Source organism: Tannerella forsythia, from assembly GCF_003860135.1.
GTDB classification, from domain to species: domain Bacteria; phylum Bacteroidota; class Bacteroidia; order Bacteroidales; family Tannerellaceae; genus Tannerella; species Tannerella forsythia_A.
Genome location: NZ_RQYN01000066.1, coordinates 1 through 12,219 on the forward strand (window position 1 = coordinate 1; position 12,219 = coordinate 12,219).

At 43.3% G+C, this 12,219-nt stretch carries 14 protein-coding genes, 1 tRNA gene and 1 pseudogene; 7 read left to right on the forward strand and 9 right to left on the reverse strand.

Annotated elements, in window-relative coordinates:
* Positions 1-41 precede the first annotated feature (41 nt).
* The 9 genes from EII41_RS12235 to EII41_RS12275 all read right to left on the reverse strand — a co-directional run bounded on the left by EII41_RS12235 (position 42) and on the right by EII41_RS12275 (position 8,028).
* Positions 42-395, reverse strand: a complete 354-nt coding sequence (locus tag EII41_RS12235; RefSeq protein ID WP_124790821.1) for a hypothetical protein — start codon at positions 393-395, stop codon at positions 42-44.
* Between the two features lie 133 nt (positions 396-528).
* Positions 529-1,167, reverse strand: a complete 639-nt coding sequence (locus EII41_RS12240; protein ID WP_124790822.1) for a plasmid pRiA4b ORF-3 family protein — start codon at positions 1,165-1,167, stop codon at positions 529-531.
* Between the two features lie 12 nt (positions 1,168-1,179).
* Positions 1,180-1,992, reverse strand: a complete 813-nt coding sequence (cas6, locus tag EII41_RS12245) for a CRISPR-associated endoribonuclease Cas6 (protein ID WP_124790823.1) — start codon at positions 1,990-1,992, stop codon at positions 1,180-1,182.
* Between the two features lie 224 nt (positions 1,993-2,216).
* Complete coding sequence (locus EII41_RS12250; RefSeq protein WP_124790824.1) at positions 2,217-2,807, reverse strand: RNA polymerase sigma-70 factor; 591 nt, start codon at positions 2,805-2,807, stop codon at positions 2,217-2,219.
* Between the two features lie 24 nt (positions 2,808-2,831).
* Positions 2,832-3,710: a carbon-nitrogen hydrolase gene (locus EII41_RS12255; RefSeq protein ID WP_124790825.1), complete on the reverse strand. Its 879-nt coding sequence runs from the start codon at positions 3,708-3,710 to the stop codon at positions 2,832-2,834.
* Positions 3,711-3,718: 8 nt separating this feature from the next.
* A complete protein-coding gene (locus EII41_RS12260; protein WP_124790826.1) occupies positions 3,719-4,753 on the reverse strand; it encodes an agmatine deiminase family protein in 1,035 nt (344 codons plus the stop codon).
* Positions 4,750-5,385 (reverse strand): epoxyqueuosine reductase QueH, encoded by a 636-nt coding sequence (locus EII41_RS12265; protein ID WP_124790827.1) that lies wholly within the window; start codon positions 5,383-5,385, stop codon positions 4,750-4,752. The genes EII41_RS12260 and EII41_RS12265 overlap by 4 nt, the downstream gene beginning before the upstream one ends.
* 196 nt (positions 5,386-5,581) lie before the next feature.
* Positions 5,582-5,655, reverse strand: a tRNA-Arg gene (locus EII41_RS12270).
* Between the two features lie 69 nt (positions 5,656-5,724).
* Positions 5,725-8,028, reverse strand: a complete 2,304-nt coding sequence (locus tag EII41_RS12275) for a patatin-like phospholipase family protein (protein ID WP_124790828.1) — start codon at positions 8,026-8,028, stop codon at positions 5,725-5,727.
* Between the two features lie 137 nt (positions 8,029-8,165).
* On the opposite strand from EII41_RS12275, the gene EII41_RS14810 reads away from it, so the two are divergent.
* The 7 genes and pseudogenes from EII41_RS14810 (at position 8,166) to EII41_RS12305 (ending at position 11,945) form a co-directional block, all read left to right on the forward strand.
* Positions 8,166-8,324 (forward strand): transposase family protein, encoded by a 159-nt coding sequence (locus EII41_RS14810; RefSeq protein ID WP_411292606.1) that lies wholly within the window; start codon positions 8,166-8,168, stop codon positions 8,322-8,324.
* Positions 8,325-8,432: 108 nt separating this feature from the next.
* Positions 8,433-9,228 (forward strand): annotated as a pseudogene (locus EII41_RS12280) (ISAs1 family transposase).
* 227 nt (positions 9,229-9,455) lie between these two features.
* Positions 9,456-9,746: a helix-turn-helix domain-containing protein gene (locus EII41_RS12285; protein WP_124750967.1), complete on the forward strand. Its 291-nt coding sequence runs from the start codon at positions 9,456-9,458 to the stop codon at positions 9,744-9,746.
* A gap of 74 nt (positions 9,747-9,820) precedes the next feature.
* Positions 9,821-10,267 carry a hypothetical protein gene (locus EII41_RS12290; RefSeq protein ID WP_260425584.1) on the forward strand — a complete coding sequence of 149 codons (447 nt, stop codon included), beginning with the start codon at positions 9,821-9,823 and terminating at the stop codon, positions 10,265-10,267.
* A 147-nt stretch (positions 10,268-10,414) separates the two neighbouring features.
* The gene (locus tag EII41_RS12295) at positions 10,415-11,350 is read left to right on the forward strand and encodes a phage/plasmid replication protein (protein WP_124790829.1); all 936 of its coding nucleotides are present in this window, start codon (positions 10,415-10,417) and stop codon (positions 11,348-11,350) included.
* A 68-nt stretch (positions 11,351-11,418) separates the two neighbouring features.
* The gene (locus EII41_RS12300; protein WP_124790830.1) at positions 11,419-11,616 is read left to right on the forward strand and encodes a hypothetical protein; all 198 of its coding nucleotides are present in this window, start codon (positions 11,419-11,421) and stop codon (positions 11,614-11,616) included.
* A 56-nt stretch (positions 11,617-11,672) separates the two neighbouring features.
* Positions 11,673-11,945 (forward strand): helix-turn-helix domain-containing protein, encoded by a 273-nt coding sequence (locus tag EII41_RS12305; RefSeq protein WP_124790831.1) that lies wholly within the window; start codon positions 11,673-11,675, stop codon positions 11,943-11,945.
* The last annotated feature ends 274 nt before the right edge of the window (positions 11,946-12,219 follow it).

Consider the following 12,219-nt stretch of genomic DNA (forward strand, 5'->3'; position numbering starts at 1 on the left):
TTCCATGAATGCAATTATACAACTTTTTTCCGGATCCTGATTTATGGGTTACCCACACGATTCAACACAGACCCTGAAAAGACAGGTGTTTCTTGAATACGAATATCAAATACTTTCGCTCCGGAAAACATTTCCGGATTATCAATTATATTCCTAACGACTGTTTTCACTAAACTCTGATCATGGAAACTCAGAAAAAACTGAGAACCATTCTTTATTTTAATCCCATTTTTTAGCACATCTACATTCTGAAGCCACGAGAAAGAATACAAACTCATTTTCCCGTGTTCCAGATTATCCCTACCCAACCACTTATGAAGGCAGCCTGTAAGCAGAGGCTGATAATTAAAATCCACTCTCTCTTTCGCTTCCAATATTTTAATATATAATCTCATTTTCTTTTCTTATTTGCAAAATAAATCTGTTCTTTTTTTTAAAATCAAATCATTTCGAAGTCTAAACTCCTCGCCTAATTTTTTGTCACATCGGGATTGTTTGTTTATAAAACCAAGTCTATTATTTCCGACTCTATGAGTTACTATCTCTCCCTCTATTCATCACACTCGTCCATATCTCCCTTAAGACCTCATTGGTTTCTTCGAGATCGAAGAAGTTTATGTCCCATTTTTCACCCCGCTTCATACCGAGCCATTGGCGGTATTCGTTATGATCAGGATGTTTGGGGTTATTTACGGCTTCAACCATATTGTAAAAGCCTCCAATGCCGCCACAATCTTCTTCCAGGTGGGAACCTTTTCCGGCAAGACAAATCGGAAGAAGAACGGTATCGTCGGTAATATCCACCAATTCAACAACATGCTGCCAATCGTCACCAAAATCGTAGATATAGACGATCTTTTGTTTGACCTCCTTAAAATAGTCGCTTAGTCGGATTTCGTCGGCACGGTAAAGTTCACCATAAGGGAATGTGTCCCGCTCCGAAAAACTTTCATCCGGCTCATATTCTTCGTCAAAGCTGAGTGTTATTCTCGGATTGCTACCCCATCCTTTAGGTGTGAATTCAAACAGATGCGAATCGGTCCATCCGAAAAGAATTTGAATCACTAAATGGAAATCATCGAACGTCATCGATTCGTTTACCTTCACTTTTCTCCATATCGGAGGTTTTGCACTGCCGTCGATTTTGATTTTAAATACAAATGCCATGGGATTAATATGTTAATTTTTAATTTGTTGATCCGTTCTTAGTTTTACATCTGTCTCTTTCACACAACCGAAGCCTTGACTGCACTCTTCTCCGATGCCACTTTCGTACATAATTTTCATTAATTCAAGTGGAGCTTTCATCCTGAACCGGCACATGTAACCGCGCACTTTTGTTTGTGCCGGAGTATCGGATTTGATTTTCACTAACACAGACTTGGGCTCGTTAAGCACGCTAAAGTCAAAGGTGTTCTCTCCAGCATAAGGTTTTCCGTAGAACGCTTCATATCGCCTCGACAAACCGGTTAGTATCGCATTGCTTGCGTAAGGAGAGACAGGCGAAAGATAGTCAAAACCTCGATCTTCACGTCTCATCCTCAAACAGATCGGCGACATGGTTGTAAATTCCATCTCTTCGGTAAAAGCAGGAGTAGGCAAGACTTCTATATTTTTTACGATGAAACGAACGGTCGATTGGCGGTCTCCGATTTCAAATACCTGATTTGCGAAAAGTCCCTGAACAAATTTTTCCGTACTCTTCTCGGGCAGGAAAGAGATTTGCCACTCGACCGAGTCGGAAAAGATACGTATCCGTTCATTGCGCGGTAGAATTTGTCGATTTTCGATTTTCAGGCGCGAGAAGGTAAAAAGTTTGAACGGCCGTCCGGACTCGAGTCGGAAACCGTTATCGTGCAGCCAATCGGCATATTGCTCACTGGAGCGAGAGAGGATACGATAAATCACAGCCGACTGTTCATATTGATAATTAATGGGCAATAAATCGCCGAATGCACGACGATCGACTGTAAGTATCAATTTGAATCTCATGGTAACTCTTATTTACAGTTTCTTTGGCAAAGATGAAAACATTTTTTCACCCATCCAAAAAAATATATATCTTTTTTACATACAGTAAACAAAGCTTGTTCTAAAACCAACAGTCCGAAACAATACAAACAACTTTACATCATAAGAGAAATCAATTTTTCTCTTATTGTATTATGTTTCTAGTATTAAACCTATTATCTCTTAAACAGAACGCTCTGTAAGCATTATAATATATACCCCCAAAGCACGGTAATATAATATTTCCGGAGTGACTCACCGACTTTCGATAATGCGATTCTGATCTGTCCTCTAACGGTACTTGATGTAATACCATTAAGATGAGCTATCTCGTCATACGTTCGATTTTGATAGAGATACTGTTTAAAGATTGTTTTACATCTGTCAGGAAGCGCTTCCACAGCTTCGGCAATATGCTTTTCAAATTCAAGATTTTCCAAATACTCCAATGGGTGTTCGTCGGCAGTAACGGCTTGCTCACAGATCGTCAGCAACTGCTCCTGTACGTCGGAAAGCGGAAGTTCCTTCATTCGCTTCCGCTGAAGATGGTTCAAACTCCTATTCTGTACGCCACGAATGAGATAGGCCGTCACAGGGCTCGTGAGAGAGAACCGGTGATGCCAAACATTCAGGAATACATCATTAACGATCTCTTGGGCAGCCTCCGGATCAAAAACGTATTTTGTTGCGACAGCACACAGATAGACATAATAGGCTTTATACAATTCGCCGAAAGCGTTCGTATCTCCGCAATTGATACGCCTAATCACCTCCTCATCTATGCCTGTTTGTTTCATGGATACATTTGGGAAGTTTATTTGTCAGTCGTCAAGATAGCGGCGTGTGAGCAGACCAAATTCTTCGATCCGGCGGTCACGCAGAAACGGCCACCAGCGACGAACCTGTTCACTGCGTTTCAAGTCTACCTCAACCACACAAATCGCTTCGCTATCGTTGGGAAGCTCACGAAGCAATTCGCCCTGCGGCCCACAGACGAAACTGTTCCCCCAGAAACGTATCCCGTTAGTTTGTCCCGAAGGATCCGCCTCGTGTCCCGTACGATTAACGGCGATCACAGGTAATCCGTTAGCAACAGCATGGCCTCGCTGCACAATCCGCCATGCATCGAGCTGTCGCTGCTGTTCGTCGGTCGCGTCGCTACTTTCCCAGCCGATAGCCGTCGGATAAATCAACAGCTCGGCCCCTTGAAGCGCCATCAGACGTGCCGCCTCCGGATACCATTGATCCCAGCAAACAAGGACACCGAGCCTTCCGACGGAAGTACGGACTGGAACAAATCCCATATCGCCCGGAGTAAAATAGAACTTTTCGTAATAAGCCGGATCATCGGGGATGTGCATCTTTCGATACTTGCCGGCAATCGTTCCGTCTTTTTCGATAACAACAGCCGTATTATGATACAGACCCGCCGCCCGTTTCTCGAAGAGCGATAGTACGAGTACAACATGCAATTCACGAGCTAACGCCCCGAAATGTTGGGTCGAAGGACCCGGAATCGTTTCGGCCAGATCAAAGATGTCCGTATTTTCCGTCTGACAGAAATAAAGGCTGTTATGCAATTCTTGTAACACAATCAGTTCCGCACCCTGCTGAGCACACTCGCGTATTTTTCGTGACAGGTTCACGATATTTGTCTCTGTACAGGCAGTATTTTGCTGTTGTATGATTCCGATTTTCATTACTTTTATTATATAGGATTGTTGATAACAGAGAAAGGATACTGCATCGTTACGCAATGCAGAGACCCATGTTGTTTAATAAGCGGCCGACAGTCGATGCCTACGATTTCACGGTCGGGAAAAGCGATTTGCAACGTTCTCCGTGCAATTTCATCTTTCTCACTTCGATAGAAAGGAACGAGTACGGCACCGTTAATGATCAAAAAATTCGCATACGTAGCCGGAAGTCGTTCTCCCTCCTCAATGATCCGATCAGCCATGGGAAGTGGCAGGAGGCGGTAAGGTTTTCCGTCGACGGTACGGAATGCCTTCAGTTCTTCCTCCATCATTTGCAGTTCCGCAAAATGCTCGTCGGTCTCGTCGGTGCATTGCACATAAGCGATTGTTTCCGGATCGCAGAAGCGTGCCAATGTATCGATATGACTGTCGGTGTCGTCGCCGGCAAGATAGCCGTTTTCGAGCCAGAGGATACGGTCGAGACCAAAGATTTCCTTCAAATGGATTTCAAGTTGTTGACGGTTTAGATATTCATTCCGATTAAGTGATTCCAAGCATTCGGATGTCGTCAACAGTGTTCCCTTGCCGTCGGACTCAAGGCTTCCCCCTTCGAGCACGAAAGGTTGCATATTTACCAAGCGAACCTCATTGGCAAATGTCTCCGTAGCGGCAAGCGTGCGCGTAATCAGATTGTCGTGATACGCGGCATATTTCATGCCCCAGCCATTAAAGACAAAGTCGTAGACAATCGGTTGTCCTTCGGAAAAGACCGTAATTCCTGCGTGATCGCGTGCCCACGTATCGTTCGTTTCCATCTCACGGAACATGATCCGCTGTTCATCAATGTCTCCGAGTTGACGACGCACCTCGGCGGCGTCCGGGCAGACGATTAGCAAGTTTTCGCGTTTCACGATCTCTCGGGCGATGGCAACGAAGCAAGGCGTCACCTCATGAAGGATCGGCGCCCAGTCGGTTTGCTCATGCGGCCAAGTCAATTGTACAGCGCTTTGTGGCGCCCATTCGGCAGGAAAAACTATTCGATTCATTCGTTACAATTAGATGATAAGTGGTTTGCCATACGCTTTTGCTGTTCTCTTCGTGCCGAAGAGAGGCTGAATTCACAACCACAATACGTCTGATTATAAAAGTCGTAAGATTTGATGAGGACGTTTCGCCGCTCGCTTAGTCCGCCTTTGCGCCAGTTCTGAGCCCAAAACATCAGCCCGGGGTATCCGGCGGCACTCATTTGGCCGGCTTCGGTGATCTGCTCAAGATTCTTCCAGCGCGATGACGCCAGCGTCGTCGTGAAGACACCAAACCCATGCTCATGTGCATACTTTGCCGTCGCTTCAAGACGTACAATAAAGCATTGCCGGCATCGTGCTCCACGTTCCGGCTCGTGCTCTAACCCGCGTATGCGTAAGAGCCACTCCGTATGATCATCATCGGCATCGACAAACGGTACCCCCATACGATAGGCATGATGCATCAACTCCTCCTTACGTTTTACGTATTCTTCATACGGGAAAATGTTCGGATTACAGAAAAACAATGTCGGATAAAGCTTCTGCTCTACCATCCATTCGACAATGGCACCCGAACACGGCGCGCAACATGCATGCAACAGCACCTTATCCGTTCCTTCGGGAATGAGAATGGCAGATTTTGATTGTTTCATTTTTGTCAGCAAAACGCGGATGTTTGATTAAGCCAACAAAAATAGATGAAAATAGAAGCATTTCCAAGCGAGGTAAAATAAAAATCACGAAGACGCTGAATCTGCATCTAAAAGACAAGAGATACCTATCGCTACACAACAGACCTATGCAAAAGGAAAGGAGAAATAAAAAGAGAAGAGAGAAATCAAAAAAGAGTGACCGCGACAGGATTCAAACCTGTAACCGGCTGATCCGTAGTCAGCTACTCTATTCAGTTGAGCTACGCGGCCATTGACTCTTTCAAAATTTCGACGGCAAAGGTAAGGCTTTTTTTGAAACTACCAAACAAAAAAATGATTTTATTCTAAAAATCCCGGATTAAAGATGAGGAATCCGATATTCAATCCCACATTAAAATTATTTTTCGGGTAGCTGTATCCATTAGCAAACAAACTGACAGAGACAAAAGGAAGATTCAGCACCAAAGCCGCTTCACCCATATAGCGGAAAGTTTGAATCATTTTCCCATAACGGGGAATATCGGTATAGGGGGCCGGTATAAACCGCTCCTTTTCGATGGGATAAAGAGGCAGGAATCCGTACCCTTCGATACGCAGATGCAACATTTCATTCAATGTAATGATAGGCATGATACCGGCCGCAATGTATTGATTGGAACGAAAGCCTTCGTTGAAACTGATCTTGCTGTGCGGTGTAGGAGTAAATGCCGGAGCCTGCAAGATGGAAGCCGTATAGTTACTCATCAAGTTCTTGCTCGAAAGAAGTGCTTCGGCCATCATCCCAAGTCGGAAACGACGACTTATCACGGAGTAGTTTTCGAGTCGTCCTTTTACCTGTAACCAGCTTTGTGTAGGTTGTTTAGTGCGTCGTCCTCCCGCGGGATGATACGTTTCCTTTCCGGAGACATAATGCGCCATGAGAACGTGCTGCCGACCTCCGGTAGGATATTGTTTTGCGTTGAGCGAGTTACTCTCTATTCGTACGGATGCATGAAAGAGGTCGTACCAGCTTTTATCGAACTTTGATTCGGCAAACGAGATGTCGCTTCGCTGGTAGTAATCATCGCTCAATCGTCCGTATCCCAGTCCGAACTCCGCTTTGGCCTTGGTCATAAAAGGGAGTCCGAGTTTGAGTTTGGCAAATTTCTCGCGCTTTTTGATGAAGGCGGGAAGGAGGTCTTCATAAAACAGCGACTGGTTCTGCATATATTTACGGTACGAGAAAACAGTTTGTAAATGCAGATACATCGGAATGGAAGTCTGTAAGTAAACACGTCCGTTAAGGGAGATACCACTGAACGAATTCCCCATCTGCACATTCGCATTGAGATCGACGGCCTGTTCGCCGAGACTCTGATAGTCCAGACCGAGGAACAGCTGGTTAGCCTGATGAGAAGAGATGTTTCCACCGATACTGACGTTTAGCTCCTCTCCGATTTTAATATCGAGGTATAGATCGAAATTCTGATTCTTACGGTTATATACGGCATGAGGAATGATTTCTTTGATTTTCGAATCGGAGAGCATCTTGAAATAAGCTTGCTTGAATTCCTGCATCGAAAATTCTCCGTTGATGTCGCGATGCAATTGCTCTTTCACATACCGACGCTGGGCATCGGTCACACCGGTAATGTAAATATTTTTGAATTTAAGAGGAGGAAGACTTTCTTTATAAGCCTTACGACGTGCGTTAAGTTCGCTCTGCAGCACTTCTCTGGGTACACGCTGCTTGATGGAGTCGATCATTTCGAGTGTACGTCGATAGCCAATATCCATCAATTCTTTGGCACGTTGAAAGTCGAGCAGCGAGACATCCGGAAAATGAAATTGCAACATCATGCCATCTTCTTCGTCGACATGATAGTCGGTAGCTTGCATCACCATGGTTTCAATCTGTTTCATCGGATCGGTCGAGGGTTTAGCAGCTCCGGCCACAGACGATCCGAAAATAAAATCGGGTTCGAAATCGGACTTCATGACATCGACCGGGAAATTATTATAGATTCCTCCGTCGAAAAGCGGAATACCGTCTTTCCAGACAGGCTTAAAGAAGAACGGGAAGGTCATGGACGAACGTACGGCTTCACATAAATCTCCATTGCGCCAAATGACAGCCTTTTTGTTATACACATCCGAACTGATGCAACGAAACGGAACGAAGAGATGATCGAAATTCCATCCCGATTTGGCGGTGGATTGCGCATACAAAGCCATAAAAGCTTGATTCATCTGGATGGGATTGATGATACTTTGCGGGAGAAGATGGGTACGGATCTGCATGGAATCGGAGAAATCGATTGAGAAGTGCATAAAATCCGGCGTATTGTCCGGTTTCTTGAAGTAATAGACAAACTCGTCCTCGACGGTTCCTTTCTGCCAATAACCGAACTCGTCCGAGAGCATGAGCTCCAGCATCTCGTCGGCCGTATAACCCATTGCATAGAGGCTACCGACAATCGCCCCGATCGAGGTACCCGTCACATAATCGATCGGTATATTATTTTCTTCGAGTGCTTTGATCACACCCAGATGGGCAGCGCCTTTCGCTCCACCTCCACTCAAGACAACCCCCACGGTCTGCGCCTTGAGTGTGGGCAGGCAAAGTGTCATACACAAAAGGCAAAGTATGTTCAGACGTTTCATCGTTACATTCAAAAAAAACAGTCCCTCAAAGATAGCGCTTTTTTCATTCTGTTATCATAAAGGAATGAATTTGTCCAGAGCACCCGCATCAAAATAGGTTTATCTTTGGGTTATGTCTGTACAAGATTATTTTTTCGATGGTAGAAGACCCTCGTGTAGTGGGTCGTTGCAAGCATAAGTTAAGTGATATTCTAGTTATTGCTTTATTCGGCTATCTATTTGGGGACAAGGATTATGAGTCTATGCATGAGCTTTGTTTAGAGCGAGGGGAATCTCTTCGTCCGTTGGTTGATTAGTACAATGGCTGTCCTAGTGTTGATACTTTCGAGAGAGTGCTCCAACGTATTGAGCCTCAGTTTCTCCATGCTTGTCTTTAAGTTTATGGAAAAGAGTCGATTAGCGACTTGGAAGGTAAACATATCGCCATTGACGGCAAACGCCTCAGAGGCTCGAAGAAGAAAACCGGCAGTACGCATATTCTCTCAGCTTGGGTTGATGAAGTAGGTTTAAGCCTTGCTCAAGAGACTGTTGCCGAGAAACGCAATGAGTTACAAGCCATTCCGGAAGTCTTGGATAGCCTTGATTTGTCGGGAGCAGTCGTCAGTATAGATGCTATGGGGACTCAAACCAACATTGCTGAGCAGATTATCCAATCAGAAGCCGACTACATTCTAAGCCTCAAAGGCAATCAAAAACACTTGTATGAGGATGTGCAGGATTACTTCACAGGACAACAGGTGTCTTCGTTATGAGACCTTGGAGAAAGATCATGGTCGTATCGAGAAGAGGACTTATACCACATTACTAGCTTCAGAGGTCTTTGAGGAGAGGGAATATAGTCAATGGCAAGGCTTGAGAAGTTTAATTCAAGTGGAGCGTGAGATTAGTAGTTTAGAGGGAGAGACTTGCATAGATAAGCAGTATTATATCAGCAGTTTACCGCCCGAGAATTGTCAATTAATCGGACAATATATTCGAGGACATTGGGGGATTGAGAATCGGCTTCATTGGCATTTGGATGTAACCTTTAGGGAAGATGCTTGTCGAGCTCGTAAGGATTATTCAGCCACCAATCTAAACACGTTGAGAAAGTTTGCTTTAGCCATTGTATCCGGTCACAAAGACAAACTATCCTTACGGAAGAGGTTGTTCAAAGCCGCTCTGAATATAGACTATCTCAAAAAGCTACTAAAGATTTGATGCGGTTACCCTGTATTAAGCACCTCATTTGGGGTGTTTTTTAATGTGATTTAGTAGCATTATAATGAGCATTAAACCACACTATTTTTAATTTCCTTTTGCCTCTACCTTTGCATTTGTAGTCAGATGGATAGAGAGTACAAGCCTATACCAGAAGATTACAACGGGCAAAGACGGGTGAGCCTTGTACCTCAACCCAGACAGCCCAGACCTCTAAAATTAGAATTATGGCAGAGGAAATGAAGCAGGTAGCCGACCTAATAACGGCAAACACAATCTTTTGTACTAAAGAAGTGCTTACAAGCGATGAGGCAGCAAAGTATATGGGAGTATCTAAAAGCTACCTCTATAAATTGACAATGAGGCAACAGATACCCCACTTTAAACCGATGGGGAAAATGTGTTATTTCAACCGTCTGGAGTTGGAGCAATGGTTGCAAAGCAACCGAGTAGCAACAGCCACAGAAATTAACCAACAGGCACAAGCATTTTGCATGAAGAAAGGAGGTTTGAAGTGATACTGACTGATTATTACCGATTTGAGCGATTGGCAACAAAGGCAAAATCAAGAATGGATTGTACAGCCTCAACTATGACTTATGAAGAATTTGAGGAAAAGCGAGCTACAAAAGCCACCAGAGCCACCGAGCATAGGGATGCTATCAACGTGGGCGACCTTGTTTTCTATTACAATGATGTACCGCCCCAATTTGGGGGCAATGTTCACAGAAAGGCAGATAAGAGCATTTCCATAAAAAGCAAGAACCTTTCAAGCGTTTATGTGCCAGACCCAAATACAAACTTTGCTTATGGTGACTTCAAAGGCACAAGCGATGCACTCTTATTTGTGTTTCATGACTTGAAAATCATTGATGGAGTAATACAGGCAGGGGCTATTATCGAGGTTTTTGTAGCCAGAGGAAAAAGCAAAGACCGTGTACCGCTTTACAATGCCCTTTGTGATGGAGAATTGGATGAGGAAATGAACGCTTTGAAAAAGCAAGTTACTAAAACAGTAACTGAGCCAGAAAAGCAGTAAATACTCTATATTATTAACCCGACGGGACTATTTTGTGATTTTTAAAACTATTAAATATCTGACTAATATATTTTTATCAAAATAAAAATAACGTTATATTATCGCCGTGTTAATAAGTTGTATTCTGTTACCAAATCAGTAACCAATATGTATGATAGTGTAAATTTTAGACTTCTACAAAGTGAGGCGGGCGGGGTTGATTTCCTTGCAGAGACACCTTGCTATCTGAACAATGTAGGGGAACACAATTACAACGGTGAGTTAGTGATAACAGGAAACCTCAACGGGCTTAAAATAAGCCTTAACAGATACCAGATGAAAATAAAAGATGGCAGTTTGTGTAAGTGGCATTTGGGCGATAACTTTCAGACAATGGGACGGGGTGATACTCAAAGGGCAATAGAAAGCCTATCAGATACTTTACATATACCAATGGGCAAAGCCACCGTTACCCGTCTGGATATAGCCCAGAACTTTATCACCAGACACCCACCAGAAGTTTATCTTAATCATTTGGGTATATTGAAGTATGCAACCCGATTGCAAGAGCCTAACGGTGTATATTACAGTCAGACAGGCGGACGGTTGTGCTTTTATGACAAAAACAGGGAGCAAAAGAACCATAAAGAGCCGATACCAGAATTGTATGAGGGCAGAAATGTACTAAGATATGAACAGCGGTACACCAATAGAATAGCCTCACAGTTAAAGGTAACTGAGGTTACAGGGGCTTTGCTTTATGATGAGGCTTTTTATATTGACATACTGAACCGATGGAAAGACACATACAAGGCTATCCAGAAAATAAATGATGTTTCACTAAATTTTCAAGCGATGAAAAGTAAACAGCAACTTTACAAAATGGGAGTGCTTTCTTTGATTGAACAGGCAGGCGGGCAACTCCAGATGATAGAGCAGATAAATGAGGCACAAAAACGGGGCGAGTTATCCAAGAAACAAGCCTTTGACCTAAGACAGGCTATAAATGAGGCTTGCAAAATAAGGGATGGTTTAACCGTTCCCAATGAGGCAATACAGGAACTTGATAAGAAAGTGAGCGAGGCGGTAAAGTTTTACCGATAATCACAAAATCACTCTATATTAAGCTGTATTCTGTTACCGATTTAGTAACCCAATAAAGAAATAAAGTAATGAAAATGGTAATACAAAAGCCTATAACGGTTGAGGCAGACACCGAGCAAGAAATAACTTTGCAAGTGGCAAAAACAACCATAACAGACCAAAACGGAGAAATGGAAACAGAGCCTACAATTTGCCTAAATGTAGATAATGGCAAAGAGGGGGGGGCTTACCTTGAACCAAGTGAGCAAGTTTATAAGGCTGCTTGAAACGGTAAAACAAGAAGTCTTAAAGTATTGTCAGACAATAAAAAAATAAAAGTATTATGAATAACAAAAAACAACAAAAAGCAACAAAAAAGGCAGATTTGCCAGAGGTAAACACCCAAACGGGATTGACTCCAATACAAGAACAAGCAGCAATTTTGTTAGCGTCTGGAAATAGCGTTACAGCAGTGGCAGAGAAAATAAGAGTGAACCGCTCAACACTCTACAAATGGCAGATGCAAATAACTTTTCAATGTTTTTTAATCAACAATGTAATGACTATAAGAACAACCTTAGAAATGGCTTGTTTGGGCTTGCTGATGAGGCTTTGAGTGCAATAAGAGATTGCTTGCATAGTGATAACGAGGGAACCAGATTAAAGGCTGCAATGTGGGTAACTGATAGGGTAGAACTTGCAAAGGCTGGTGATTATGATATAAAACAAGTGATAAGGGAAAAGCACACAACAAGCAGCCTCAACGATTGGGATGATTTATTGACCTTTGATGAACCCAGATTACGCAATAGAACAAAAACAACTATAACTGCCTGATTAATAAAATATAATACATATATTTTTCTAACGCGTAGCGTTAGAGATTTTTT

Bases quoted from the DNA above. Each gene is read 5' to 3' on its own strand.
- EII41_RS12235 (WP_124790821.1), bottom strand. From the start codon at position 395: ATGAGATTATATATTAAAATATTGGAAGCGAAAGAGAGAGTGGATTTT.
- EII41_RS12240 (WP_124790822.1), bottom strand. From the start codon at position 1,167: ATGGCATTTGTATTTAAAATCAAAATCGACGGCAGTGCAAAACCTCCG.
- cas6 (WP_124790823.1), bottom strand. From the start codon at position 1,992: ATGAGATTCAAATTGATACTTACAGTCGATCGTCGTGCATTCGGCGAT.
- EII41_RS12250 (WP_124790824.1), bottom strand. From the start codon at position 2,807: ATGAAACAAACAGGCATAGATGAGGAGGTGATTAGGCGTATCAATTGC.
- EII41_RS12255 (WP_124790825.1), bottom strand. From the start codon at position 3,710: ATGAAAATCGGAATCATACAACAGCAAAATACTGCCTGTACAGAGACA.
- EII41_RS12260 (WP_124790826.1), bottom strand. From the start codon at position 4,753: ATGAATCGAATAGTTTTTCCTGCCGAATGGGCGCCACAAAGCGCTGTA.
- EII41_RS12265 (WP_124790827.1), bottom strand. From the start codon at position 5,385: ATGAAACAATCAAAATCTGCCATTCTCATTCCCGAAGGAACGGATAAG.
- EII41_RS12275 (WP_124790828.1), bottom strand. From the start codon at position 8,028: ATGAAACGTCTGAACATACTTTGCCTTTTGTGTATGACACTTTGCCTG.
- EII41_RS14810 (WP_411292606.1), top strand. From the start codon at position 8,166: ATGGTAGAAGACCCTCGTGTAGTGGGTCGTTGCAAGCATAAGTTAAGT.
- EII41_RS12285 (WP_124750967.1), top strand. From the start codon at position 9,456: ATGGCAGAGGAAATGAAGCAGGTAGCCGACCTAATAACGGCAAACACA.
- EII41_RS12290 (WP_260425584.1), top strand. From the start codon at position 9,821: ATGACTTATGAAGAATTTGAGGAAAAGCGAGCTACAAAAGCCACCAGA.
- EII41_RS12295 (WP_124790829.1), top strand. From the start codon at position 10,415: ATGTATGATAGTGTAAATTTTAGACTTCTACAAAGTGAGGCGGGCGGG.
- EII41_RS12300 (WP_124790830.1), top strand. From the start codon at position 11,419: ATGAAAATGGTAATACAAAAGCCTATAACGGTTGAGGCAGACACCGAG.
- EII41_RS12305 (WP_124790831.1), top strand. From the start codon at position 11,673: ATGAATAACAAAAAACAACAAAAAGCAACAAAAAAGGCAGATTTGCCA.